The sequence below is a fragment of the Agromyces cerinus subsp. cerinus genome, assembly GCF_900142065.1.
GTDB classification, from domain to species: Bacteria; Actinomycetota; Actinomycetes; order Actinomycetales; family Microbacteriaceae; genus Agromyces; species Agromyces cerinus.
The window spans coordinates 785543-810271 of record NZ_FSRJ01000003.1; the positions used below are offsets into that span (position 1 = coordinate 785543).

Consider the following 24729-nt stretch of genomic DNA (forward strand, 5'->3'; position numbering starts at 1 on the left):
CCGACGGTCGGCTCAGGCCGGATCGGGCATGACCCGCAGCACGATCTTGCCGCGCACGTGGCCGGCCTCGAGCAGGCGGTGCGCCTCGGCCCCCGCCTCGAGCGGGAACTCGCGGTCGACGTGCACGCGCACCGCGCCGTCGTCGATGAGTCGGGTGATGACCGAGAGCGTGCGGGCGTCGGGTGCGACCGAGTAGCCGGTCGAGCGGATGCCACGCGCCGCCGCCTCCTCGGCCATGGTCGGCCAGGCACCCGTGGGCACCGTCACGATCAGCCCGCCCGGGCGCAGCGCATCGAGCGAGCGGGTGCCTGTGTCATCCGCCACGTTGCCGATCAGGTCGATCACCACGTCCTGATCGTCGGCGACGTCTTCGAACCGCTCGGCCGTGTAGTCGATGACGCGGTGGGCGCCGAGATCGCGGAGGAAGTCGGCGTTGCGCGCCGAGCCCGTGGTGGTGACCACGGCACCGAAGTACGCCGCGAACTGCACCGCGAAGTGGCCGACGCCGCCGGCTCCGGCGTGGATCAGCACGCGCTGCCCGTCGTGCACGCGTGCCGTGTCGACGAGCGCGCCCCACGCGGTGAGCGCGGCGAGCGGCACCGCGGCGGCCTCGGCGAACGACAGCGTCGCGGGCATGCGGGTGAGGCTCATCGAGGTCACCGAGACGAGCTCGGCGTAGCTGCCGCCCACCCTCGGCACCCGGCCCATGCCGTAGACCCGATCGCCGGGCTGCAGGGGGTGCGCCGTGTACGGCACCGACTCCACGATGCCGGCGAAGTCGCCGCCGAGCACGGCCGGGTACGCGGGGATCGCGCGCGAGACCCCGCGACCGGACCGGGTCTTCGCGTCGATCGGGTTCACTCCGGCCGCGACGACCCGCACGACCACCTCGTCGCTGATGCGGATCGGGTCGGGCACCTCGGCGATGTGGAGCTCCTCCGGTCCGCCCGTCTGATCGATCACCAATGCCCGCATCGACACACCCTCCCGAGATTGCCCTTCGTACCGTATCCGTCCTCGCTATGATCGCACCGACCGTCGGGCGTCCGGTGGCATCACGCAACACGGGGAGAGCGAATGCGCACGGTCTGGGGCATCATCAGGGTCGCGGCGGCGGCTGGCATCATCATCGCGATCGTCGGCCAGTTCGCCAAGAGCCTGTCGATGGTGCCCGACCCGGCGTTGTTCGTCGTCAACTTCCTGAGCTTCTTCACGATCCTCTCGAACGCGCTCTCGGCGATCGTGCTGCTGATCGGCGCCTGGTACGCGTTCCGGTCGTCGAGCGACCCCGACTGGTACAACCTCACGCGCGCCTCGGTCGTGACGTACATGGCGACGACGTTCGTCGTCTACAACCTGCTGCTGCGCGACATCTCGCTCGACCAGGCGACGACGCTGCCGTGGTCGAACGAGATCCTGCACGTGTGGGCGCCGCTCTACGTGGTGCTCGACTGGGTGCTCGCCCCCGGTCGCCGGCCGATCGCGTGGAAGCGCATCTGGACCATCGCGATCCTCCCGATCGTGTGGGTGGTCTACACGATGATCCGCGGTGCGATCATCGGTTGGTACCCCTACCCGTTCCTCGACCCGAACGTCGCGCCGGGCGTCGGCTACGACGGGGTCACGGTCTACGTCATCGCGATCGCCGCGTTCATCCTGCTGGTCGGCGCGGGAATCCTCGGCATCAGCCGGTGGGCCTGGCCGTACCGTGCCGCGGTCGCGGAGCCCTCCGCGGTCGCGGATGCACCGGTCCCCGGCTGACCGGAACGTGTCGCGCCGCGTCAGGCGCGGGTGTGCGCCAGCCAGCGCGCGATGCCCTCGCGCAGCAGCGCCGTCTGCACCGGCAGGCCGTCGTCGCGAGCGGGCAGCTCGACGAGCGGTGCCCTGAGTCCGGTCGCCCATCGCTCGGCGAGGGCGTACGGGTGCACGGGGTCGCGCGGCGCCCCGATGACGAGCGAGCGGATGCCTCGGGGCTCGAGCCCGGCCAGCTCCGCGTCGTCGCGGAACGCGCGGTTGCGCGGGATCTCGACGAGGCGCATCGCCCGGCGTGCGGCGTCGGGAGCGGTGAACTGCGACAGCAGGCCGCGCCCGCCGGCCGGTGACGCCGACACGACGTGCTGGAAGATCGCACGCTCGCGGAACTCGTCGATGCCGGCCGGTCCGGCGTCGGCGAGGACCTGACCGATCACGGGGAAGACCCGCAGGTGCTCGGGCAGTGACTCATCGCTGAACGACGGGCGCACGAACACCGCGCGCTCGATGGGCAGGAGGCCGTCGAGCGCGATCCGCAGCGCGAGCGCGGCGCCGAGCGAGATGCCCATGATCGTCAGGGGAGCGGATGCCTCCGGCGCGGGTTCGCCCGCGTCATCGATCGCCTCGCGCACCGACGCGGCGACCTCGGCCGCGAGCCGGTCGAAGCGGAAGTCGGTCGGCTCGCCGACCGTGAGGAACCCGCCGTGGGCGCGGATGTCGGGCGCGACGATGAGTTCGTCGGCGCCGACCGCGGCCTGCACGGCGGGCGTGAAGAGGTCGAGCGGCTGGCGCCGATCAGCGCCGAGGCCGTGCAGGAGAACGGTCGTCATCGGGGGGAACCTCCCGGCAGTGGGGAATGCTGGGTCCGTGCGCGGTGGTGCGGCGTGCGAACGATCGCGCGTGTCACGTGCGGCGCCCGCCGAGCTCCGCGATGAGCTCGTCGGCCAGCCTCACGAGGATCGCGATCTGGTCGTCGTCGCGATCGACCCAACGGTACTCGGGCTCGTCGCGAATGGGAACGAAATCGTCGTGTTGCTCCCACACCACGAGCGTGCGTTCGGCGCCGAGCACGTACTGCTGCCACCAGACCTGTCGGAGATACCCGCGGGGGATGCCGCGCCAGGCGCGCGAGGTGGTCTTGATCTCGCAGAGCTCGAGCGCCCCCGTGGGCGTGACCCGCAGCCCGTCGGGCGTCGCGAGGTGACGGCGCTCGAACTCGGCGTGGAAGAGCAGGCTCGACGGCTCGATGTCGTGCGTGCGCCGCACCCACTCGGCGATGACCGGCTCGCGCTCCTTGCCGTGATCGGTGTAGCGGCTCCCGCCGAAGGAGCTGCCGTTCCGCTTCTCCCAGGCCGCGGAGCGCACCGAGGCGAAGGAGGCGAGCTTGGCGGCATCCGTCGCGGTGATGCCCCGCGAGCGCGCCCTGAGCCACGCGACCCGGTCGCTCGAATCGGCGACGACACGCGAATGGCACGGATGCCGCGGACGCTCGTCGACCGCGACCGCCGTCGCCGCGCCCTCGAGATCGAAGAGGGCGAAGGGGGTGTCGGGCACCCTCCGAGCGTACCGCTCCGGCCTGTCAGCGAGCCGAGGTGGGCGCGCGTGTGGGCGCGCGGCCGATCAGCGCGCCGCGAGGGCGTCGATGCCCTCGGGCGAGAGCACGTGGTGGATCGCGAGCATGCTCGCACCGAGCACCGCGGCGTTCTCGGCCGCGGCGGACGCCGCGATGACGAGGTGCTCGGTCGCCAGCGGCATCGAGCGCATGTAGACGACCTCGCGCACACCCGCGATGAGGTGTTCGCCGGCGCGCGCCATCGAGCCGCCGATCGCGACCACCGAGGGGTTCACGAGGCTGACGCAGGCGGTCAGCACCTCGCCGATGTCGCGGCCCGCCTGACGTACGGCCTGGATGGCGTCGATGTCGCCGTGCTTGACGAGCTCGACGACGTCGTTGCCCGTGTGGGCCTCGATGCCCTGCTCGCGCAGCGCCCGGGCGATGGCCGGACCGGAGGCGAGGGCCTCGAGGCATCCGCGGTTGCCGCAGTGACAGGGCACGTCGCTGCCTCGCGCCACCCGCACGTGGCCGATGTCGCCCGCGATGCCCTGCGCGCCGCGCTGCAGCAGGCCGCCGGAGATGATGCCGGAGCCGATGCCCGTCGCGACCTTCACGAACATGAGGTGCTCGACCTGCGGCCAGGCCAGCGCGCGCTCGCCGAGGGCCATGATGTTCACGTCGTTGTCGACGAGCACGGGCACCTCGAGGTGCTGCTGCACCCAGCCCGGCACGTCGAAGCGGTCCCAGCCGGGCATGATCGGCGGGTTGACCGGGCGGCCCGTCGAGTGCTCGACCGGTCCGGGCACGCCGACGCCGATTGCGGCGAGCTCGTGCCGGTCGCGGCCGAGTCCGTCGATGAGGGCGAGTCCGGCGTCGACCATCCAACCGAGCACGGCCTCGGGCCCCTGTGCGATGTCGAGGGGTTCGCCGTGTTCGGCGAGCACGGTGCCGGCCAGGTCGGTCACGGCGACATTCGCGTGCGAGGCGCCGAGGTCGGCGGCGAGCACGATCCTCGCACCGGGGTTCAGGGCGAACTGCGACGGCGGCCTGCCGCCGGTGGAGGCGGCATCGGCCACGGGGGAGACGAGACCGAGTTCCATGAGTTCGTCGACGCGCGCGGCGATGGTGGAGCGGGCGAGGCCCGTGCTCGCGGCGAGCGAGGCGCGAGTACGCGGCGCCCCGTCGCGGAGCAGCTGGAAGAGCTCGCTCGCTCCTGAAGACCCGAGTGCCGAGCCTCGGCTGATGTCGACCATGCACTGAGTAAAGCACACCACCTTGTCTTGTTGGTGTATCTCGAAGATGTAACGACTCCGGCAACTTTTGACGAAGGGCTAGCAAAAGGTGACCAAAGTGTGTCAGCATGTCGACTATGACAACGGACGTCACCGCCCCAGCCCGCACGATGCGTGCCGGCTTCGTCGGTGGCGGGTTCATGGCCACCGTGCACTCCCGGGCCGCTCGCGCCGCCCGGGCCGAGCTGATCGGCGGTGCATCCTCCTCTGCCGCTCGTGCTCGCGACGCGGCGCAGCGCCTCGGATTCGCCACGGCCTTCGCCTCGCTCGACGAACTGCTCGCCGATCCCGACATCGACGTGGTGCACGTGTGCACGCCGAACGCGACGCACGCCGCGATCGCACGGGCGGCACTCGAGGCCGGCAAGCACGTGATCTGCGAGAAGCCGCTCGCGACCAATTCGACGGATGCCGCGGCGCTCGCCGCGCTGGCGGAAGCACGCGGTCTCGTGGCCGCCGTGCCGTTCGTCTACCGCTTCCACCCGATGGCACGCGAAGCAAGGGCCCGCATCGCCCGCGGCGAGACGGGTCGCCTCCTCAGCGTGCAGGGCAGCTACCTGCAGGACTGGCTCGCGGCGCCGCACGACGACGACTGGCGCGTCGACGCCGCGCTCGGCGGCCCCTCACGCGCGTTCGCCGACATCGGCTCGCACCTCGTCGACCTGCTCGAGTTCGTCGCGGGCGAGCGCATCACCAGGTTGAGCGCGAAGACGAGCACCGTCTACGAGGCCCGTGCCACGCACGACGACATCGCGACCGAAGACCTCGTCGCCGTCGTCGTCGAGCTGGCCTCGGGCGCCGTCGGCACCCTGCTCGTCTCGCAGGTCGCCCCCGGTCACAAGAACGGCCTCACGATCGAGCTCGCCGGCACCGATGCGAGCGTGCGCTTCGAGCAGGAGCGCCCCGACACCCTCTGGCTCGGCCGCACCGACGCCTCGAGGGTCATCGATCGCGACCCGGCGCGGCTCGCCCCCGACGCGGCCCGACTGTCGCTCGTGCCCGCGGGGCATCCGATGGGCTACCAGGACGCGTTCAACGCCTTCGTCGCCGACGCCTACGCGGCGATCGGCGGCGCGGCGCCCGAGGGACTGCCCCGATTCGACGATGGACTTCGCGCGGTGCGCGTGACGGAAGCAGTGCTCGCCTCAGCGGCGAGCGGCAGTTGGGTGGAGGTGGCGGCATGACCGCGGAACAGCCGCAGGCACGGGCCGATCGCAGCGCGGTGCTCGACGGCGAGCCGGTGCTCGTCGCGACGGGCCTCGAGAAGTCGTTCTTCGGCGTCACCGTGCTGCGCGGGGTCGGCCTCACGCTCCACCCGGGCGAGGTGCACGGCCTCGTCGGCGAGAACGGCGCGGGCAAGTCGACGTTCATGAAGATCCTCGCGGGCGTCTACGAGCGCGACGCCGGCAGCATCACGCTCGGCGGCAGCGAGGTGGCGTTCACCCACCCCGTCCAGGCCGCGCACGCCGGGCTCGCCACGGTCTTCCAGGAGTTCAACCTCCTGCCCGAACGCACCGTCGCCCAGAACGTCTTCCTCGGCCGCGAGCCGAAGCGCCACGGTCTCGTCGACCGGAAGGCGATGCTCGCTGAGACCCGCGCGCTGCTGGCCGACCTCGGCATCGACACGATCGAGGCGGACGCCCCGGTGCGCACGCTCACCGTCGCCGAGCAGCAGATCGTCGAGATCGTGAAGGCGCTCTCGGTCGATGCCCGGGTCATCCAGATGGACGAGCCGACCGCCGCGCTCGCCGACCACGAGGTCGAACTGCTCTACACGATCGTGCGCCGGCTCTCCGAGCGAGGGGTCGCGATCGTCTACGTGTCGCACCGCCTCAAGGAGATCTTCGACCTCTGCGACACGATCACCGTGCTGAAGGACGGCGCGCTCGTCTCGAGCGGCCCGGCCGCCGAGCTCGACACCGACGAGCTCGTGCGCCGCATGGTCGGCCGCCCGATCTCCGCCTACTTCCCGGCCGCTGAGGCCGACACCGTCGTGGGCGAGCCGAGACTCGAGCTCCGCGGCGTCGGCAACGCCTACGTCGACGGCGTCGACCTCGACCTCCGAGCCGGCGAGATCGTCGGCATCGCGGGCCTGCAGGGCTCGGGGCGCACCGAACTCGTCGAGGCGCTCTTCGGCATCGCCCCGTTCACCCGCGGCGAGCTGCGTCTCGACGGCCGGCCGGTGCACATGACCTCGGCGAGGCAGGCCGTGAAGGCGGGCATCGCCCTCATCACCGAGGACCGCAAGGCCCAGGGCCTCGCGCTGAACCAGTCGATCGGCGACAACGCGCTGCTCGTCATCCGCTCGGTCTTCGCACGACGCACCGGGCAGGCGCGGCGCGAACTGCCCGGCGTGCTCTCTTCGCTCGAGGTCTCCTCACGCGGCATCGACCAAGAGGTGCAGTACCTCTCGGGCGGCAACCAGCAGAAGGTCGTGCTCGCGAAGTGGCTCGCAACGAAACCGAAGGTCGTGCTGCTCGACGAGCCGACCCGCGGCATCGACGTCGGCGCGAAGGTCGCCGTCTACACGCTCATGCGACGGCTCGCGAAGGAAGGGGTCGCCATCCTCATGATCTCCTCGGAACTGCCTGAGGTCATCGGCATGTCGGACCGCATCGTGGTCATGCACGACGGTCGGGCCTCGGCCGAGCTCCCGGCGCGCAGCGATGAGGCCACGATCCTCTCGGCCGCCACCGGAACGCTCAGGGTCGGCGGCGCGAAGGTCGTCGGCACGGCCGATGCCCCCGGCCCGGATCCCGTGTCGGATGCCTCGAACGAGGAGGCCGGCCGATGAGCGCCGCCACCGCGACATCCGTTCGCCGCGGCCGTCGTCGCCGCCTCGACTCGAGCCTCATCGTGGGCATCGCCCTCGTCGGCGTCATCATCATCGGCGCGATCCTCGTCGCGAGCGTCGGGCGCAACTTCTTCAGTGCCGGCAACATCCGCGACATCCTCACCGGCATGAGCGTGCTCGGCTTCGTCGCGATCGGGCAGACCCTCGTGATCCTCTGCGCATCGCTCGACCTGTCGGTGCCCTACGTGATCAGCCTCTCGAGCCTCATCGCCGCCGATCTGATGGCCGGCAACCCCGCGAACATCCCGATCGCCGTGCTCGCCGTGCTCGTCGTCTCGGCGCTCATCGGGCTCGCGAACGGCCTCATCGTCACGAAGCTCAAGGTCAACGGCTTCATCGCGACGCTCGGCACCGGGCTCATCATCAAGGGCTACCTCGACACGAACTACAAGGGCACGAGCGGCGAGGTGCCGTGGGAGTTCCAGCTGATCGGCGCGACCGGCATCGGGCCAGTGCCGGTGTCGACGCTCATCATGCTCGTGGTCGCCCTGGCCGGCGCGTTCTTCCTCGCCCGCACCCGCACCGGCAACCACATGTTCGCCGTCGGCGGCGACGAGCAGGTCGCGCGCCTCTCGGGCATCCGCACCGCGCGACCGGTCATCATCGCCCACGTGCTGTGCTCGATCACGGCGGCGCTCGCCGGTCTCCTGCTCGCGAGCCGGCTCGGCGTCGGCAGCCCCACCGTCGGCGTGCAGGGCGGCTACGACCTGCTCTCGATCGCCGCGGTCGTGCTCGGCGGCACCCTGCTGATGGGCGGCCGCGGATCGATCTGGGGCACCATCGGCGGCGTCGCGATCTTCGCCGTGGTCGACAACGTGATGAGCGTCATGCAGGTCAACCCCTTCCTGAAGGACGTCGTGCGCGGCGTCGTCATCGTCGCGGCCGTCGCCGTCTACACGAGCCGTTCGCTCGACCGTCGCCGCCCGCGCTTCGGCACCGGTGCGGCGGAACCCGACAGACCCGATGATCGGAGCGCGCCGCCGCCGGCCGCCGCACGCGAGAAGGAGGCATCGGCATGAGCGCCGTGACCACCCCGCAGCCCACCGCCGGTGAGCGGGCCGCCGGCTTCGCCCGCACGCTCGTCAGCCCTCGGGGCGCGGTCTTCCTGCTCCTGATCGTGCTGCTCGTCGCGATCACCGTGCTGAACCCCTCGTTCGCCGAGCCGTCGCAGTTCATCCGCTTCGTGCAGCGCGTCGCTCCCGTCGCGATCGTGGCGATCGGGCAGTACTTCGTGATCGTCGGCGGCGAGTTCGACCTGTCCATGGGGTCGGTCGTGACGGCCCAGGTCGTGATCGCCGGCAACCTCATCGGTCAGGACGAATCGAAGTCGATTCCCGTGCTGCTCTTCATGCTCGCGTTCGGTGCGTTCATCGGGCTCGTCAACGGCCTCATCGTCACCCTGCTCAAGGTGCCGAGCTTCATCGCCACGCTCGGCATGATGCTCGCCCTGCTCGGCGCGACCCTCTACTGGACCGGCGGCGCCGCCACCGGCAACCCCGCCGACGGGTTCCGCGAGATCGGCCGCGGCGGCATCAGGGATCTGCCCGTCATCGAGATCCTGCCCTGGTCGGTCGTGGTGCTGGTCGTCGTGCTCCTCCTCGCGGTCTGGTTCGCCCGCCGCCCGTTCGGCCGCACGATCATCGCCCTCGGCGACAACCCCACGACCGTGCGGTACTCGGGTGCGCGCAGCTGGTGGGTGAAGACCTCGACCTTCATGATCTCCTCGCTCTCGGCGACCGTCGCCGGCGTGCTGCTCGTCGGCTACGCCGGCGTGCACCCGAGCGTCGGCCGCGGCTACGAGTTCACCGCCATCACCGCGGTCGTGCTCGGCGGCGTCGTGCTCGGCGGCGGTCGCGGCTGGGTCGTCGCGGCGGCAGCCGGTGCCTTCGCCCTCGAGGCGCTCTTCACGCTGCTGAACTTCGCCGGGGTGCCCTCGACCTACCGCGACGCGGTGCAGGGCGCGATCATCATCCTCGCCGTGGCCTACGCCGCGACCACCGTTCGCGCCCGACGCAAGGGCCGCGCCCTCGAGGCGCCCGCACCCGAGATTTCGCCGACTCCGTCATCGGAGCCCGCGAGCCAGACTTCGCCGGCACCGGCGGAGGAGCAGGATGCCGCGGCATCCGCTCGCCCTGCACCCATTCCCTCGACGCAGAGGGCTGACAACGAAACCAAGGGAGGTTCGTGATGCGACGCAGGTATTCAGTGGCATCGGCCATGGTCGGCGCTCTCGCGCTCATCGCACTGGCCGGATGTACCACCGACCCCAACGTGGCCGCGCCGTCGGAAGACGCCGGAGCCACGGAGGAAGCGGTCGAGTGGTTCGACCAGGAGCTCTACGACAAGCAGTACGCCGAACGGTCCGTCGTGCCCGAGGGGCCCGAGGGGCAGCCGTGGCTGCAGTACATCAACGCCGAGATGACCGACACGTCGGCCTACGCGGCCACCGGAGCGAAGAAGGCGTGCTTCGCGAACGCCTCGATCTCGAACCCCTGGCGGCAGACCGGCTGGATCACGATGAACGAGCAGCTGAAGGTCCTGCAGGAATCGGGGGCCATCTCCGAGATGGAGACCCGTGACGCGCAGGACTCGGATGACACGCAGATCGCCGACATCGACTACTTCATCAATGAGGGCAACTGCGACATCTTCCTCATCTCGCCGAACTCCACGGCGGCCATGACCCCGGCCGTCGAGCGTGCGTGCGACACCGGCAAGCCCGTCGTGGTCTTCGACCGCGGCGTGCAGACCGACTGCCCCGTCACGTTCATCCACCCCATCGGCGGATTCGCGTGGGGCATCGACACGGCCGAGTTCCTCATCGAGGAGCTGGAGCCGGGTTCGAAGGTCGTCGCACTCCGGGTGCTCCCGGGCGTCGACGTGCTCGAGCAGCGCTGGGCCGCGGCCGAGAAGCTCTTCGGCGAGAACGACATCGAGGCGGTCGACTACTTCACTGGAGCCGACCCCGCCGAGATCAAGAAGATCATCTCCGACGAGCTCGCCAAGGGCGATGTCGACGGCATCTGGATGGACGCCGGTGACGGCGCCGTCGCCGCCATCGAGGCGTTCGAGGACGCCGGCGTCGACTACCCCGTCATGACGGGCGAAGACGAGATGAGCTTCCTGCGCAAGTGGAAGGAGACGGGTCTCACGGGTCTTGCACCGGTGTACTCCAACTTCCAGTGGCGCACGCCGCTGCTCGCCGCGCAGAAGATCTTCGCCGGCGAGGAGATCCCCAAGGAGTGGGTGCTCCCGCAGTCCCCGATCACCGCCGAAGAGGTCGACCAGTACCTCGAGGCGAACGAGGGCATGCCCGACGGCCACTACGCGAAGTTCGGCGGCGAAGACCTGCCGGGCTACCCGCAGATCTGGCAGGAGCGCGTGATCCCGTAACGGGTCAACGCTCGACCGCCTAATCTGGTCGGGCGGTGGCGGGTCACCCGCCACCGCCCGACCGCACCGTTTCGACCGCACGCTCGCAAGGAGGCAGCATGCGCCGCATCATCGGCGTCAACACCTGGGTCTGGACCTCGCCGCTCGACGACGACTCGCTCGCCGAGCTCGCCGCCAAGGCCGCCGGCATGGGATTCGGTGCGATCGAACTGCCGGTCGAGACACCGGGCGACTGGTCGCCGGATGCCGCGGCCGAGGTGCTCCGCGAGCACCGGCTCGCCCCCGTGGTGATCGGCGCGATGGGCCCCGGGCGCAACCTGATCGCGGCCCCCGGCTCCGAGATCGTCGCCACCCAGAACTACCTCGTGCACTGCCTCGGCGTCGCCGAGCGGCTCGGCTCCCGCGTGGTCGCGGGCCCGTTCACGGCCGCCACCGGCCGCACCTGGCGCATGGACGCCGAGGAGCGCGCCGCCCGGTACCGCGAGCTGCAGGACAGCCTCCGCCCGGTCGTGCGTGCGGCGGAGCGCAGTGGCATCCGTCTCGCGATCGAGCCGCTGAACCGCTACGAGACGAGCCTCGTCAACACCGTCGAGCAGGCGCTCGAGGCGCTCGGGCCGCTCCTCGGGCCCTGCCTCGGCCTCGCCCTCGACAGCTACCACCTGAACATCGAGGAGCAGCGCGTCGGCGACGCGATCCGCCTCGCCGGGGAGCACCTCGCCTACGTGCAGGTCTGCGGCAACGACCGCGGCGCGGTGGGCGACGACCACATCGACTGGCCGGCCTTCCTCGACGCCCTCGACGACGTGGGCTACTCGGGACCGCTCGGCCTCGAGAGCTTCACGGGCGACAACGACACGATCGCGGTCGCCGCATCGGTGTGGCGGCCCCTCGCCGCATCGCAGGACGAACTGGCGGCACGGAGCATCCGCTACCTGACCGCCCTCCAAGACGAACGGGAGCGAGCATGACGACCGACCGCCGGCACTCGAACGAGACGGATGCCGCGGCGCCCGCGGCCCGCCCCGTCACCCTCTTCACGGGGCAGTGGGCCGACCTGCCGTTCGCGGAGGTCGCCCGCCTCGCCGCCGAGTGGGGCTACGACGGACTCGAGATCGCGTGCTCGGGCGACCACCTCGACCTGAAGCGCGCCGAGGAGGAGCCCGGCTATCTCGACGAGCGCCGCGAGATCCTCGACCGGCACGGTCTGAAGGTCTACGCGATCTCGAACCACCTCACCGGCCAGGCGGTGTGCGACGCCCCCATCGACTTCCGCCACGAGGCGATCGTGCGGCCCTACACATGGGGTGACGGCGACGCGGAGGGCGTTCGGCAGCGCGCGGCCGACGACATGAAGCGTTCGGCGAGGGTCGCCCGCGCCCTCGGGGTCGACACCGTCGTCGGGTTCACCGGGTCGTCGATCTGGCCGTACGTCGCGATGTTCCCGCCCGTGCCGGCCTCGGTGATCGACGCCGGCTTCGAGGACTTCGCGGCGCGCTGGAACCCGATCCTCGACGTCTTCGACGCCGAGGGCGTGCGGTTCGCGCACGAGGTGCACCCGTCGGAGATCGCGTACGACTACTGGAGTTCGGTGCGCACGCTCGAGGCGATCGGGCACCGGGAGGCGTTCGGCTTCAACTGGGATCCGTCGCACATGATGTGGCAGAACATCGACCCGGTCGGCTTCATCTGGGACTTCAAGGACCGCATCTACCACGTCGACTGCAAGGACACGCGGATGCGCCCGCAGAACGGGCGAGCCGGCGTGCTCGGCTCGCACCTGCCATGGGGCGACCCGCGGCGCGGCTGGGACTTCGTCTCCACCGGGCACGGCGACGTGCCGTGGGAGGACTCGTTCCGGGCGCTCGACGCGATCGGCTACGCCGGACCCATCTCGGTCGAATGGGAGGACGCGGGCATGGATCGCCTGCACGGTGCGGCGGAGGCGGTCGGATTCATCCGCTCGCTGCTCTGGCCGAAGCCGACCGCCTCGTTCGACGCCGCGTTCTCGAACCAGTAGCGACGCCCCGCTCGGGGGAGGGCGGGGCAAGTGCCCCGGCCGTAGCATCGGCACATGCGTCTCGACCCGAACCCGCCGCAGCGCCCTCGATCGACGGCCCGTCCGGCCGCTCGGCCGCCCCGCCCCGACCGCGATCTCTCGCGGCCGCTGCCGTCGGCGCTCAGCTGGACCGTCCTGGCGGTGTTCGCCGTGGCGCTCGCCGTCGCCGTCGTGGTCGACCGGCTGCCCTGGTGGGTTCCGGCGTGGTACGGCGCGGTGAGCCTCGTCGCGTTCGCGGCCTACGGCCTCGACAAGCGCGCGGCCAAGCGCGGCGGGCCGCGCACCTCGGAGTCGTCGTTGCTCCTGACGGGGTTCGTCGGCGGCTGGCCGGGCGCGCTCGTGGCCCAGCAGCTCTTCCGTCACAAGACGCGCAAGCGCAGCTTCCGCCGGGCGTTCTGGCTGACCGTCGTGGTCAACGTGCTCGTGCTCGCCGCGTTCATCGGACTGCTGCAGGCGGGCCTGCGCATGCCCGACCTCGACTACTCGGGAATGCTCCAGTAGTACGCGACGCCGCCGGGGTGCAGTTCGGTGATCGCCCAGTCGACCGAGCGATCCCAGGTCGGGTCGGTGTGCCCGGCGTAGAGGATCGTGACCGACCCGTCGAGTCCCGTCTCCACCGAGGTCACGATGCCGGTGTGGTCGCGGTCGCCCGAGTCATCCCAGTCGAACTGCACGACGTCGCCGGCCTTCACCTCCGAGCGCTCGTCGTCGGTGAGCGCGGTCGCCCGCTCGGGGTGCTCCTCGAGGTAGTCGCGCATCGCCGTCGAGCTGATCCAGGCGGTGGCATGGGTGTAGGCGTCGCCCGATTCGTCGAACCACCATTCGTCGTCTTCGACCCAGCCCCTCGCGATCAGCGTCTGGCTGGTGAAGTTGGCGCAGTCGTTCTCGGGGAGGAAGCCGAAGGTGTCGCTCTCGGTGTCGGTCCAGTGCTCGTACGCGTACGAGAGCTGGGCGGCGACGCCGTCGGAGTGGGCCGAGAAGTCGGCGAGCTCCGTGACGGCATCGGATGGCTCGCGGCCGGCGCCGGGTGCGCCGGGCGCGCCGGCCAACGAGTCGGCGGAACCGTTCGCCGCGGTGTCGCCGGCGCCCTGCTGCGCCGCCGACCACGCGATGGTCGCCCCGCCTGCGACGAGCACGACGAGGGCGATCCCGGCGAGCACCGGAACGCGGCGCTTGCGGGACTCACGGGGCTCGGGGGTCTGCGTCATCGAAGACAGGGTAGGAACATTGCCTGTGCGTTGCCCGATTCAGTCCGCGACGCTCCAGTAGTACACCTCGGTGTCCGGATGCTTCGGGTGGTCGTCGACCGAGCGATCCCACGTGGCATCCGTGTGCCCGCCGTAGTACACGTCGATCTCCCCGTCATCGCCCTCGCGGACCGCGGTGACGATGGCGGTGTGGTCGCGGTCGCCCGAGGCATCCCAGTCGAACTGCACGATGTCGCCGGGCTTCACCTTCGCGCGCTGGGCGTCGGACAGCGGGGTCGCCCGTTCCGGGTGGGACGCGAGGTAGTCGCGGAAGATCGTCGACGAGCGCCATGCGGGGGAGTGGGCGTAGGCGTCGCCGTCCTCCGAGTACCACCACTCCTCGTCGACCACCCAGCCGCGCTCGATGAGCGTCTGGGAGGTGAAGTTCACGCAGTCGTCGACGCCGAGCACTCCGTAGCGCTCGCTCGAGTCCGCGTTCCAGTGGTCGCGCACGTACTCGAGCTGGCGCAGCACGGGCGCGGGCAGCTCGGGATCGAGTTCGAGCGCGGCCTGGTTCGGGTGGCTGCCGTCGCCGCCCTGCGTTCCGGGCCCGGTGGGAGCCGAGGCCGCGACGATCGCCAGGACGATCGTGATGACGAGCCAGGTGATGAGCGCGACGGCGACGAGCGCCGCGCCGCCCACGACGAGACGACGCCGCACGTAGATCTCGGGGGCAGGGCGTTCGGGTGGCGGGCTCATCCCCTCCACCGTACGTGCCGATGCGTGCGAACGCCGCATGCCGCATGCCGTCGACGCCCGGCGTGCGGCGACTCCTGAACCGTTCGTCATCGAGTTGACCACGATTCACCCACCCGAATAGGGTGAGGATCGTCGAACGTTCTGAATCGATTCAATACATCCGCACGGCGCTGTGCATCGACGCCCGCCGTGCTCGAAAGGCAGGCATGGCAACCTTCAACGATCTCTCGCTCTCGAGGCGGCAGCTCCTCGGATACTCGGCAGCGGCCGCGGCAGGAGTGCTCGTCGCGAACGCTGCGCCGCAGTCGGCCGGCGCCGCCGTCGGCTCGGTGCTCCCCGCGGGCGCGGGCACTGCGTTCGGCATCTCCGACTTCGCCGCGCCCGGCACGTCGGTCGCCCCGAAGTTCCGCTGGTGGTGGCCGAACGGCCAGGTCGAGGTCGACGAGATCGTGCGCGAGGTCGACCAGGTCGCCGATGCCGGCTTCGGCGGACTCGAGATCGCCGATGTGCACCACAGCGTGGCATCGGGCGACCTCGACGTCGACGGGTTCCCGTGGGGCGGCGAGCGCTGGTGCGAGGCCGTCGAGGCCGCCCTCGCGCAGGCGAAGCGCCGCGACATCCGTCTCGACATCACGCTCGGCCCCTCGTGGCCGGCCGCCGTGCCGACCATCACCCCGCAGCACGAGGCGGCCCTCACCGAACTCGTGCACGGCGTCGTCGAACTCGCGCCCGGCCAGTCGCACCGCGGCGCAGTGCCCGCACCGGCCATCGGCGCGGAGCACGGGGTCACCGAGACGCTGCTGCTCTCGGTGCAGGCCTTCGAGATCGTCACGAAGCCGACCAAGGGCAACATCGTGCTGAAGCGTGCGAGCGGGGTGGACCTCACCGATGCCGTGGTCGACGGCGCGGTCGACTGGACCGCTCCTGCCGGTTCCGCGAGTTGGGTGCTCTTCGCGTTCTGGCGTCGCGGCTCGGGTCAGCTCGCCGAGGGCGGCGCGCACACGAACCCGACGTCGTACGTCGTCGACCACTTCAGTTCGGCGGGCGCGCAGGCCGTCATCGACTTCTGGGAGTCGGAGATCATCTCGGCGCGCATGTCGAAGCTGCTCGCCGAGGCCGGGGGAGCCTTCTTCGAGGACTCCCTCGAGATCGAGACCGAGGCGACGATCTGGACCCGGCGCCTGCCCGAGGAGTTCAGCGCGCGCCACGGCTACGAGCTCATCCCGTTCCTGCCGGTCGTCGTCGAGCTGAAGGAGAAGTACCTCTACGACTTCGACGACATCGTGACGACGCGCGTGCGCGACGATTTCAACCAGGTGCTGAGCGACCTCTACTCCGAGCACCACCTCGTGCCCTTCCGCGACTGGGCGCACTCGCACGGCCTCGAGTACCGGGTGCAGGCCTACGGCCTCGAGCAGGACTCGATCGACCAGGCCGGCATCGTCGACATCCCCGAGACCGAGTCGCTCGGCGCGAAGAACGTCGACGACTACCGGGTGCTCGCGAGCGGCCGCGACATCGCGGGGCACACGATCCTCTCCTGCGAGTCGGCGGCGTACTTCGGCAAGTCGTACTCGGCGACGATCACCGAGGTGCTGACGACGCACGGCGAGATGTTCGCCGGCGGGGTCAACCAGTCGGTGCTGCACGGGTTCCCGTACGCGAGCGCACCGGGTGCCGGCTGGCCGGGCTTCGCGGCCTTCAGCCCGTACTACAACGACTCGGTCGGCTACTCCGAGGCCTGGGGCCCGCGGATGCCGGTCTGGGCGCACATGCCCGACGTGGCCGCGTACCTCGCCCGCACGCAGTGGGTGCTCCGCGCCGGACGCCCCCGCTACGACCTCGTGTTCCTGCGGCAGAAGGGCTGGGCGCAGACCGGCATCGGCGCCCCGTGGGCGACCGCTTCCGGCATCCCCGTCGGCTGGACCCACGGGTTCCTCACCGGGTCGAGCCTCGAGCGCGAAGGCGCGGTGCTCGCCGGCGGCCGGCTCGCTCCGGAGGGCGGCGCGTACAAGGCGGTGATCGTCGACATCGACCGGTTCCGCGGCAACGAGGCGACCCTCACGGTCGCGACCGCGGAGCGCCTGCTGGGCTTCGCCGACGCCGGCCTGCCGATCGTGCTCTTCGGCGACTGGTCGAAGCCGGCCGCCGTCGGCTTCCGCTCCGCGGAGCAGAACGCCCGGGTCGCCGAGGTCGTGGCGGCACTGCGCAACTCGCCCTCGGTCGCGCTCGCTCCCGCGAACGCCGACATCCCGATCGCGCTCGCGAGCCTCGGCGTCGCGCCCGACGTCGACCACGAGACGTCGAACCTCAAGCACATCCGGCGGGTCGACGGCGGCGTCGACTACTACTACCTCGTGAACGCGAAGCACAATCCCGCCAAGGACAAGCTCGTGCCCATCGACCACGACGTCGTGCTGACGGCGGAGCACGCCGACAGCGTGCCCTACGAGCTCGATGCCTGGTCGGGCGAGGTGCGCCCGCTCGTCGCCTACCGTCGCGACGGCGCGCGGGTCACCGTGCGGGTGCGCCTGCAGCCGGCGCAGTCGACGGTCATCGTGCTGGCGCCGCGCGACTGGGCCGGCAGACAGGCGCCGAGTGAGCAGGTCGTCGAGACCGACGCCGTGTCGGTGCGCGCCGCCAAGAAGGGCGTCGAACTCGTGACGGACGCCCCTGGTCGCTTCTCGGTGCGATTCGCCGACGGTCGCACGGCGACTGCGACGGTGAAGGCGCTTCCCGCGCCGATCGAGCTCACGTCGTGGACGCTCAGCGTGGAGGACTGGCAGCCCGGATCCTCGCCGACCGAGACGGCCAAGCCGGTGGTCGAGGTGCCGCTCTCGGGCCTCGCACCGTGGAGCGCGATCCCCGGGCTCGCCGACACCTCGGGCATCGGGCGCTACACGACGCGGGTCAAGCTCGGCAGCGAGTGGAAGACGTCGGGCGCCGGCATCCGCCTCGAGCTCGGCCGAGTGGTCGACACCTTCCGGGTGCGGGTCAACGGCAAGCTCGTCGAGGACCGCGACCTCACCGAATCGACCGTCGACATCAGCGAATTCGCACATCCCGGCAACAACACCATCGAGGTCGAGGTGGCCTCGACGCTCATCAACCGCCTGCGGGTCGTGAACCCGAAGGTCTACGGCGTCGTGAAGCGGGCCGACTACGGCCTCCTCGGGCCGGTCGTGATCCGGCCGTACGGCGTGGCGGAGGTGCGCTGACCCGGGTTCGCCGGCGCCACCACGACAGGCGAGCGGATGCCGCGACCGGAGGGGTCGCGGCATCCGCTCGTTCCTTGCCGTGCTCAGCGCTCGGTGACGGCGCCGTCCCTGATGTGCAGGCGGCGTTCGGCCCGCTTCGCCACCGCGGAGTCGTGCGTCACGACGATGAGCGTGAGGCCGCGGTCGCGCCAGAGCCCCTCGAGCAGGTCCATGATGTCGTCGCGGGTCTGCTCGTCGAGGTTGCCGGTCGGTTCGTCGGCGAGCAGCACGTCGGGCTCCTTCACGAGCGCACGTGCGATCGCCACGCGCTGCTGCTGACCGCCCGACAGCTCGCTCGGAACATGGCCGCCGCGGTCGCCGAGGCCGACCGAGCCGAGCGCCTCGGTCGCCCGGCGGCGCCGCTCGTCGGCCGACACCCCGAGCGGCTCGAGGGCGGTCTCGACGTTCTCGAGGGCGGTGAGCGTGGGGATCAGGTTGAAGCCCTGGAAGACGAACCCGATCTCCTTCGCCCGGATGCCGGCGAGCCTCCGGTCCGGCAGGTGGGAGAGCTCGGCCTCGCCGAGCGCCACGCGGCCGATGCTCGGCCGGTCGAGGGCGCCGAGCATCTGCAGGAGCGTCGACTTGCCGCCGCCGGTCGGCCCCTGGATCGCGACGAGCTGCCCCTTGGGGATCGTCAGGGAGACGTCCTGCAGCGCGGTGATGCGGCGCTTCGACTGCGCGTAGGTCTTCGACACGTGTTCGAGCGTGTACATGCTGTTCCTTTCGTGCGTTCGTGGGTCAGGCGACGCTGCGGAGGGCTTCGGCCGGGCGGAGCCTCGCGGCGCGCCATCCGCCGAACGCGCCTGCGACGAGGCCGCCCGCGATCGCGAGTCCGATGGCGATCGCGATGACGCTGACGGTCACGGGAGCCTGCAGCACGACCTCGGCGGATGACGCGGCCGACGGCATCGCTCCGCCGAAGCCGCCGCCCGGGCCGCCGGCCTGCATGACCATCTCGCGGCCGCCGGGGCCGCCGGCGACCACGTCGGACCCGGAGCTGCCGCCGATCGTCGGGGCGATGAGGTTGACCGCCCAGATGCCGACGAGGCCGAGCACGAGGCCGACGGCGCCGCCGATGAGGCCCTGCACGAGCGACTCGCCGGCGACCTGTCCGACGACACGGCCGTTCGACCAGCCGATCGCCTTCAGCGTTCCGAACTCGCGGGTGCGCCGGGTCACGCCCTGGATCGTGAAGAGGATCGCGATGAGGAAGGCGGCGACGAGCACTGCGAGCGAGACCCAGAGCCCGAGGTTCGAGATGAGGCTCGACGCACTCGCGAGCGAGCCCGAGACGGAGGCGGCGAGGTCGGACTGCGTCGACACCGTGGCATCCGGCAGCGCCTCCTCGATCTCGGCCTGCAGGGCGTCGATGCCGTCGGCGGACTCCGCCTGCACCGAGATGCTCGAGATCATGCCCTCCTCGCCCGAGATCGACTGGGCGAGGTCGAGCGGGAGGTAGACGTTCGCGGCGGTCGCGGCGTCGGCCGAGGTCGACGAGACGGTGCCGACGATCTCGAACTCCGTACCCCCGACGTCGATCGTGTCGCCCACTGCGAGCTCGGCGGTCGTGGCGTAGCCCGCGTCGAGCACGGCGACCGCCTCACCGGTGTCGGACGCCTCGAGGCCTCGCCCGTCGGCGAGTTCGACCGCCGAGAGCGGGCCGACCGCCGCCGATGCCGGGTCGAGGCCGAGCACGGTGAAGCTGTCGACGTCGAAGGCGCTGCCGCCGGCGCCGTCGAATCCGCCCTGCGGAGGTGCCGCGGGCTGCTCGCCGTCGGCGGGCATCTGGTCGGTGCCCTGCGTGCTCTGCTGGAAGTCGGGCAGCTCGCCGTCGAACGTCGTGTTCGTGAGCGAGAGGGTGGCGGATGCCGCGGCGACGCCGTCGAGCCCCTGGACCGACGCCAGGTCGGCCTCGTCGAAGGTGGTCGAACCGGGGCCGGCGGAGAGGCGCGACTGGCTGATCTCGGTCGACCCGTCGGTCGTGGTGCCCGCGTCGGCGCCGAACTCGAACCGCGGGCCGCCGGCCTCGCCCTCCGCAGGCGGGGTCGGGCTCTGCGACACCGTGAGGTCGGTGCCGACGCCGTAGACGGATTCGAGCACGGCCGCCTGGGCGTCGCGCACGCCCGTGGAGACCGAGTTCACGATCATGACGAGCGCGATCGCGAGCGCCATGCCGATCGCGATGATCGCGGTCTGCCTGCGGCGCCCGGCGAGTTCGCGCCGGAGGTAGGTGAAGAACATGTCGATCCTTCGGGGTAGGGGAGGCGTTCGGAGCGAGCGCCGATCGAGACGGTAGGGGCGAGGGCTGTGGGCGTTCGATGGTGGGCCTATGCGTTGTCGATGCGGCCGGCGCGGGCCGTGCGGCGTCCGTTCATCGAAGTCATAGGAAACGCATAGCTCGGCGCGGATACTGGAACCATGAGCACGAACGCCGCAGCGACCCCGCACCGCGCACCAGCCATCACCAAGCCCGACGGCTCGATGGTGCGCGTGCTCGTGGTCGACGACGAGCACTCGCTCACCGAACTGCTCAAGATGGCGCTGAAGTACGAGGGATGGGACGTGCGCACGGCAGGCGACGGGCAGACCGCGGTGAAGGTCGCCCGTGAGTTCCGACCCGATGCGATCGTGCTCGACATCATGCTGCCCGACATCGACGGCCTCGAGGTGCTGCAGCGCGTGCGGGCCGACGGCACCGAGACGCCCGTGCTCTTCCTCACCGCGAAGGACTCGCTCGACGACCGCATCGCGGGCCTCACGGCAGGTGGCGACGACTACGTCACGAAGCCGTTCAGCCTCGAAGAGGTCGTCGCGCGGCTGCGCGGACTCATCCGGCGTTCGACTCTCACCCTCGCCCAGGCGAAGGACCCGGTGCTCGTCGTCGGCGACCTGACCCTCGACGAGGACTCCTACGAGGTCTTCCGCGACGGCACGCCGATCGAGCTGACCGCGACCGAGTTCGAGCTGCTGCGCTTCCTCATGCGCAACCCCCGCCGGGTGCTCTCGAAGGCCCAGATCCTCGACCGCGTGTGGAGCTACGACTTCGGCGGCAAGGAGTCGGTCGTCGAGCTCTACATCTCGTACCTGCGCAAGAAGATCGACGCGGGCCGCGAGCCCATGATCCACACCGTGCGCGGCGCCGGCTACATGCTGAAGGCCGCCGGATGACGCGGCCGGGCGATCCCGGCTACGCGGCGTCGGCCCGGGCGACCGCGACGGCGGCGACGCCGTCCCAGCAGGAGGCTCCGGAGCTGCCGGCGGCGACGGAGGTCCCGCGCCGACGCGAGTGGACCCTGCAGCGACGCCTGCTCCTGGTGCTCGCCGGGCTCCTCGCCGCGGTCAGCGTGGTGGTCGGCGTCGTCAGCGTGAGCGTCTTCCACACGTCATCGGTGGCCGCGGTCGACGCCGACCTGCGTTCGGCGATGGACCGTGCGGAGTTGAACCTCCAGGGCCCCATGCCGTTCCCCGGCAGCGGTGAGGCCGCCACACCGCTCCTCGACGTCGCCGGCCAGTCCGCCGGCACGCTCGCCGCGGTCGTTCCCGATTCGGGTCAGGCCGATGCGGCCTACATCCCCGAGGACACCCAGGGCATCCTGAAGCTGCCGCCCCGCGCGACGGAGACACTCGCCGCGGTTCCCGATGACGGGCAGCCGCACACGATCGACATGGGCCGCCCCCTCGGCGAGTTCCGAGCGCTGTCGGAACGCAAGGACATCGCCCCCGAGACCCGAGTCGTGATCGCGCTGCCGCTCGCCGAGGTGAACGCCTCCGCGACGGAGCTCGGCGTGACGATCGCCGTCGTGGCGCTCGCCGGCCTCGTGCTGGCGCTCGGATTCGGTTCGCTCATCGTCCGGCGCGCCCTGGCGCCGCTGTCGCGCATGACCGAGACCGCCCAGCACGTCTCGGAGCTGCCGCTCGACCGCGGCGACGTCGCGCTCGCCGAACGCGTGCCCGTCGACGACGAACGCACCGAGGTCGGACGCCTCGGCGGCGCCTTCAACCGCATGCTCGGCCACGTGGCATCCGCTCTGTCTGCGCGCGAGGAGAGCGAGCAGAAGGTGCGCCGCTTCGTCGCCGACGCCTCCCACGAGCTGCGCACCCCGCTCGCCTCGATCCGCGGCTATGCCGAACTCACCCGGCTGCATGGCGGCGAGCTGCCGCCAGACGTCGTGCACGCGATCGGGCGCATCGAGTCCGAGTCGGTGCGCATGACGGAGCTCGTCGAAGACCTGCTCCTGCTCGCGCGGCTCGACGAGGGGCGCGAACTCGGGGCGCTGCCGGTCGACCTCGGCCGCGTCGTCGTCGAGGCGGTCGGCGATGCGCAGGCGGCCGGTCCCGGTCACGACTGGGAGGTGCGGCTTCCGGATGCCCCGGCGATCGTCGTCGGCGACGAGCCGCGCCTGCGGCAGGTCGTGACGAACCTGCTCGCGAACGCCCGGGTGCACACGCCCGACGGCACCGCGGTCGTGGCCTCGCTCGAGCACGACGGCGGCGACATCGTGCTGACAGTCGAAGACGACGGTCCCGGCATCCCGCCGGCGCTCGCCGACTCGCTGTTCGAGCGCTTCGCGAGAGGCGACTCGTCGCGGTCGCGCATCGCAGGCAGCACCGGCCTCGGGCTCGCGATCGTTCGCGGGGTGACGCTCGCCCACGGCGGCACGGTCGACGTGACGAGCGAGCCCGGTCGCACGCGATTCACCGTGCGGTTGCCGGCGGCGCCCGGCGCCCACGGCGACTGACGCACGCGGCATTCGCCGCGGTTCAGTCCAGGGGCCTGCCCGTGATCTTGAACGTGCGGACCTCGATGTCGCCGACATTGCCGGCGACGTCGGCGGCTCGAGCCGAGACCTTGTGCTTGCCGTGCGCCCTGACGGCGAACGGCGCGGTGTAGGGCAGCCACGGTCCGCCGTCGAGCGAGACCTCGACCGTGGCGACACCCGAGATGGGCTCTGGCGCGGGATCGATCGAGTTCACCGTCACCCGCACCTCGCCCTTGGCGGTGTACTCGTCGTGCTTTCCGTTGGTCTTGCCGGGGTGGGCGGCGTCGCCCTTCGGCTTGCCGTTGCCGTTGCCGTTGCCGTTGTTGCTGTCCGCGGCTGACCCGAAGACGATCTCGACCTCCGGCGCTGTCGTGTCGATCGGCGCGATCCGCACGTCGAGGGTGACGTCGGTGCCGTCGTCGGACTCCGAGGCGAGCACGGGCGTGGGCGCGAGGGCGAGCACCAGTCCCAGTGCTGCCGCAGTGGCGATCGACGACGCGACGGCCGGTCGGCGTCGTGTCGTGCGCTGCCCCGGCGTCATCGCTGCGACTCCGGAACTGCATCATCGGCGATGTCCGGGCGAGTGGACTGCTCGGCCTCGCGGCGGCCGGCCTCACGGGCCTCGTCGACGAGGTGTTCGATCTGCTTCGTCCGGCGGCGGCGGCCCCAGAACAGACCCGCGATCATGAGACCCAGTGCGACGACGACGACGAGCTGCGGCCAGGGGATCGCCCAGACGGCGACGTCGAGCTCCACGGGCTCGAGCTGCGAGGCCTCCCCGTCGGGAGCGACGACGCTCTGCGTGATCGTCAACGGCAGGCTGGTGAAGACGGTCGGCCAGACGTCGGGCACCAGGATGCTCAGCGTGCGCCGATCACCCGGGAGCAGCTCGATCGGCTGCGCCTGTTCGCTGTCGGCTGCGGGGTACGTCGTCCCGCCGTGCTCGACGGACCCGGTCACCGTGAGGCGCACGTTTCCGGTGTTCTCGAGCAGGTACGCGAGCTCGACGTTTCCGGGCTCGAACGGATTCCACGAGGTGATGTACTCGGGGGCGGGGGTGACTTCGAGGCCGGGCTGGATGGTGCCGGTCACCCGAGTCATCACCCGGAATCCGACCCGGCTCTCCACGCCGAGGCCGGCGCCGTCGCCGCTGCTCTCGGTGTAGATCGACGCGGCGATGCCGGCGGCATGGTCGCCCGGGGTGGCGTCGTCAGGCACCTCGACCGTGAACGGGAGCACGGCGGTGCCGCCCGGGGCGACCGTGACCTGGTCGTCGACGCTGATCCAGGTGCCGGCGTCGACCGATTCCGCGTCGGACGGCAGCATGTTGAACCGGCCGGTCGGGGTGAAGTAGCCATCGGCGGCGGAGATCGTGAACGTGACGTCGCGGTCGCCGAAGTTGCGCACCGCGAGGTGTTCGGTGATGCGCTCGCCGGGGTCGAGTTCGAGCTCGGCCCAGGATCGGCCGTCGGGGCCGGACGCGTCTGCCGGGCTCATCGCCCAGGTCACCGCCGATTCGCTCTCGCCTTCGGCCGCCGTCGCGACCGACGGTGCCGCGAGTCCGGTGAGCCCGATCACGGCCAGGGCGGCGAGCATGAGGCGAGAAGTGTTCATGAGGCGACGGTTCCGTTCGGAGTGGGATCGCGGAACGACGCGTGCGTCGATGCCGCGATCCCGACTCTATCTATTCGAAGAGGGAGAGGGTCATGCGGGCGGTGTAGTCGCCGGCGGCGACGGTGGCGGGGGTGCGGAGGAAGAGGTCTGCGGTCGCGGTCCATGATCCTTCGGTGGCGATCTCGGCGGAGTCGTCGGCCATGGCGAGCAGTTCCTGGTCGACGAGGCCGACGTTGTCGGCGCCGGTGTC

At 71.1% G+C, this 24729-nt stretch carries 22 protein-coding genes and 1 pseudogene; 12 read left to right on the top strand and 11 right to left on the bottom strand.

Annotated elements, in window-relative coordinates; translation table 11 throughout:
- Positions 1-12: 12 nt before the first annotated feature.
- Positions 13-975, bottom strand: coding sequence for an NADP-dependent oxidoreductase (locus tag BUR99_RS14135; RefSeq protein WP_074261069.1), 963 nt, complete (start codon positions 973-975; stop codon positions 13-15).
- A gap of 102 nt (positions 976-1077) precedes the next feature.
- Here BUR99_RS14135 and BUR99_RS14140 point away from each other — a divergent pair, with 102 nt between their 5' ends.
- Positions 1078-1761 carry a Pr6Pr family membrane protein gene (locus BUR99_RS14140; protein WP_074260950.1) on the top strand — a complete coding sequence of 228 codons (684 nt, stop codon included), beginning with the start codon at positions 1078-1080 and terminating at the stop codon, positions 1759-1761.
- Positions 1762-1781: 20 nt separating this feature from the next.
- Here the strand turns inward: BUR99_RS14140 and BUR99_RS14145 are convergent, their stop codons facing one another.
- The 3 genes from BUR99_RS14145 to BUR99_RS14155 all read right to left on the bottom strand — a co-directional run bounded on the left by BUR99_RS14145 (position 1782) and on the right by BUR99_RS14155 (position 4560).
- Positions 1782-2582 carry an alpha/beta hydrolase gene (locus BUR99_RS14145; RefSeq protein ID WP_074260951.1) on the bottom strand — a complete coding sequence of 267 codons (801 nt, stop codon included), beginning with the start codon at positions 2580-2582 and terminating at the stop codon, positions 1782-1784.
- A gap of 73 nt (positions 2583-2655) precedes the next feature.
- Positions 2656-3306 carry a YqaJ viral recombinase family protein gene (locus BUR99_RS14150; protein ID WP_084184005.1) on the bottom strand — a complete coding sequence of 217 codons (651 nt, stop codon included), beginning with the start codon at positions 3304-3306 and terminating at the stop codon, positions 2656-2658.
- Positions 3307-3372: 66 nt separating this feature from the next.
- Positions 3373-4560, bottom strand: a complete 1188-nt coding sequence (locus tag BUR99_RS14155) for an ROK family transcriptional regulator (protein WP_200802737.1) — start codon at positions 4558-4560, stop codon at positions 3373-3375.
- A gap of 116 nt (positions 4561-4676) precedes the next feature.
- On the opposite strand from BUR99_RS14155, the gene BUR99_RS14160 reads away from it, so the two are divergent.
- From BUR99_RS14160 to BUR99_RS14195, 8 genes are all read left to right on the top strand, one after another.
- Entirely contained in the window at positions 4677-5783 is a 1107-nt protein-coding gene (locus BUR99_RS14160) for a Gfo/Idh/MocA family protein (RefSeq protein ID WP_074260952.1), read from the top strand.
- Positions 5780-7393: a sugar ABC transporter ATP-binding protein gene (locus tag BUR99_RS14165; protein WP_084184006.1), complete on the top strand. Its 1614-nt coding sequence runs from the start codon at positions 5780-5782 to the stop codon at positions 7391-7393. Before BUR99_RS14160 ends, BUR99_RS14165 begins: the two co-directional genes overlap by 4 nt.
- Complete coding sequence (locus BUR99_RS14170; RefSeq protein ID WP_074260953.1) at positions 7390-8472, top strand: ABC transporter permease; 1083 nt, start codon at positions 7390-7392, stop codon at positions 8470-8472. Before BUR99_RS14165 ends, BUR99_RS14170 begins: the two co-directional genes overlap by 4 nt.
- Positions 8469-9641 carry an ABC transporter permease gene (locus tag BUR99_RS14175; RefSeq protein WP_084184007.1) on the top strand — a complete coding sequence of 391 codons (1173 nt, stop codon included), beginning with the start codon at positions 8469-8471 and terminating at the stop codon, positions 9639-9641. The genes BUR99_RS14170 and BUR99_RS14175 overlap by 4 nt, the downstream gene beginning before the upstream one ends.
- 29 nt (positions 9642-9670) lie before the next feature.
- Positions 9671-10846: a substrate-binding domain-containing protein gene (locus BUR99_RS14180; protein ID WP_394327839.1), complete on the top strand. Its 1176-nt coding sequence runs from the start codon at positions 9671-9673 to the stop codon at positions 10844-10846.
- Positions 10847-10944: 98 nt separating this feature from the next.
- On the top strand, positions 10945-11814 hold the full coding sequence (locus tag BUR99_RS14185) for a sugar phosphate isomerase/epimerase family protein (RefSeq protein ID WP_074260955.1): 870 nt from the start codon (positions 10945-10947) through the stop codon (positions 11812-11814).
- Entirely contained in the window at positions 11811-12863 is a 1053-nt protein-coding gene (locus BUR99_RS14190) for a sugar phosphate isomerase/epimerase family protein (RefSeq protein ID WP_074260956.1), read from the top strand. The genes BUR99_RS14185 and BUR99_RS14190 overlap by 4 nt, the downstream gene beginning before the upstream one ends.
- 54 nt (positions 12864-12917) lie before the next feature.
- Entirely contained in the window at positions 12918-13403 is a 486-nt protein-coding gene (locus tag BUR99_RS14195) for a DUF1294 domain-containing protein (protein WP_084184008.1), read from the top strand.
- Here BUR99_RS14195 and BUR99_RS14200 read toward each other — a convergent pair.
- Complete coding sequence (locus BUR99_RS14200; protein WP_074260957.1) at positions 13382-14110, bottom strand: amidase domain-containing protein; 729 nt, start codon at positions 14108-14110, stop codon at positions 13382-13384. The genes BUR99_RS14195 and BUR99_RS14200 overlap by 22 nt on opposite strands.
- A gap of 39 nt (positions 14111-14149) precedes the next feature.
- A complete protein-coding gene (locus BUR99_RS14205) occupies positions 14150-14848 on the bottom strand; it encodes an amidase domain-containing protein (protein ID WP_159440997.1) in 699 nt (232 codons plus the stop codon).
- A 206-nt stretch (positions 14849-15054) separates the two neighbouring features.
- Between BUR99_RS14205 and BUR99_RS14210 the strand changes: the two genes are divergently transcribed.
- Positions 15055-18066, top strand: coding sequence for a glycosyl hydrolase (locus BUR99_RS14210; protein WP_074260959.1), 3012 nt, complete (start codon positions 15055-15057; stop codon positions 18064-18066).
- An 83-nt stretch (positions 18067-18149) separates the two neighbouring features.
- Here BUR99_RS14210 and BUR99_RS14215 read toward each other — a convergent pair whose 3' ends face one another.
- Together BUR99_RS14215 and BUR99_RS14220 are read right to left on the bottom strand one after the other, a co-directional pair.
- Positions 18150-18818 carry an ABC transporter ATP-binding protein gene (locus BUR99_RS14215; RefSeq protein WP_074260960.1) on the bottom strand — a complete coding sequence of 223 codons (669 nt, stop codon included), beginning with the start codon at positions 18816-18818 and terminating at the stop codon, positions 18150-18152.
- 25 nt (positions 18819-18843) lie between these two features.
- Positions 18844-20346, bottom strand: coding sequence for an ABC transporter permease (locus BUR99_RS14220; RefSeq protein WP_074260961.1), 1503 nt, complete (start codon positions 20344-20346; stop codon positions 18844-18846).
- 177 nt (positions 20347-20523) lie between these two features.
- Here BUR99_RS14220 and BUR99_RS14225 point away from each other — a divergent pair, with 177 nt between their 5' ends.
- Both BUR99_RS14225 and BUR99_RS14230 read left to right on the top strand, forming a co-directional pair.
- Positions 20524-21273, top strand: coding sequence for a response regulator transcription factor (locus BUR99_RS14225; RefSeq protein ID WP_074260962.1), 750 nt, complete (start codon positions 20524-20526; stop codon positions 21271-21273).
- The gene (locus tag BUR99_RS14230; protein ID WP_143231643.1) at positions 21270-22844 is read left to right on the top strand and encodes a sensor histidine kinase; all 1575 of its coding nucleotides are present in this window, start codon (positions 21270-21272) and stop codon (positions 22842-22844) included. Before BUR99_RS14225 ends, BUR99_RS14230 begins: the two co-directional genes overlap by 4 nt.
- 22 nt (positions 22845-22866) lie before the next feature.
- Here the strand turns inward: BUR99_RS14230 and BUR99_RS14235 are convergent, their stop codons facing one another.
- From BUR99_RS14235 to BUR99_RS14245, 3 genes and pseudogenes are all read right to left on the bottom strand, one after another.
- Positions 22867-23406 (bottom strand): OmpL47-type beta-barrel domain-containing protein, encoded by a 540-nt coding sequence (locus BUR99_RS14235; RefSeq protein WP_074260963.1) that lies wholly within the window; start codon positions 23404-23406, stop codon positions 22867-22869.
- The gene (locus tag BUR99_RS14240; RefSeq protein WP_074260964.1) at positions 23403-24479 is read right to left on the bottom strand and encodes a WxL protein peptidoglycan domain-containing protein; all 1077 of its coding nucleotides are present in this window, start codon (positions 24477-24479) and stop codon (positions 23403-23405) included. Before BUR99_RS14240 ends, BUR99_RS14235 begins: the two co-directional genes overlap by 4 nt.
- Before the next feature lie 70 nt (positions 24480-24549).
- Positions 24550-24729: pseudogene (locus tag BUR99_RS14245) on the bottom strand (hypothetical protein); the annotation flags it as partial.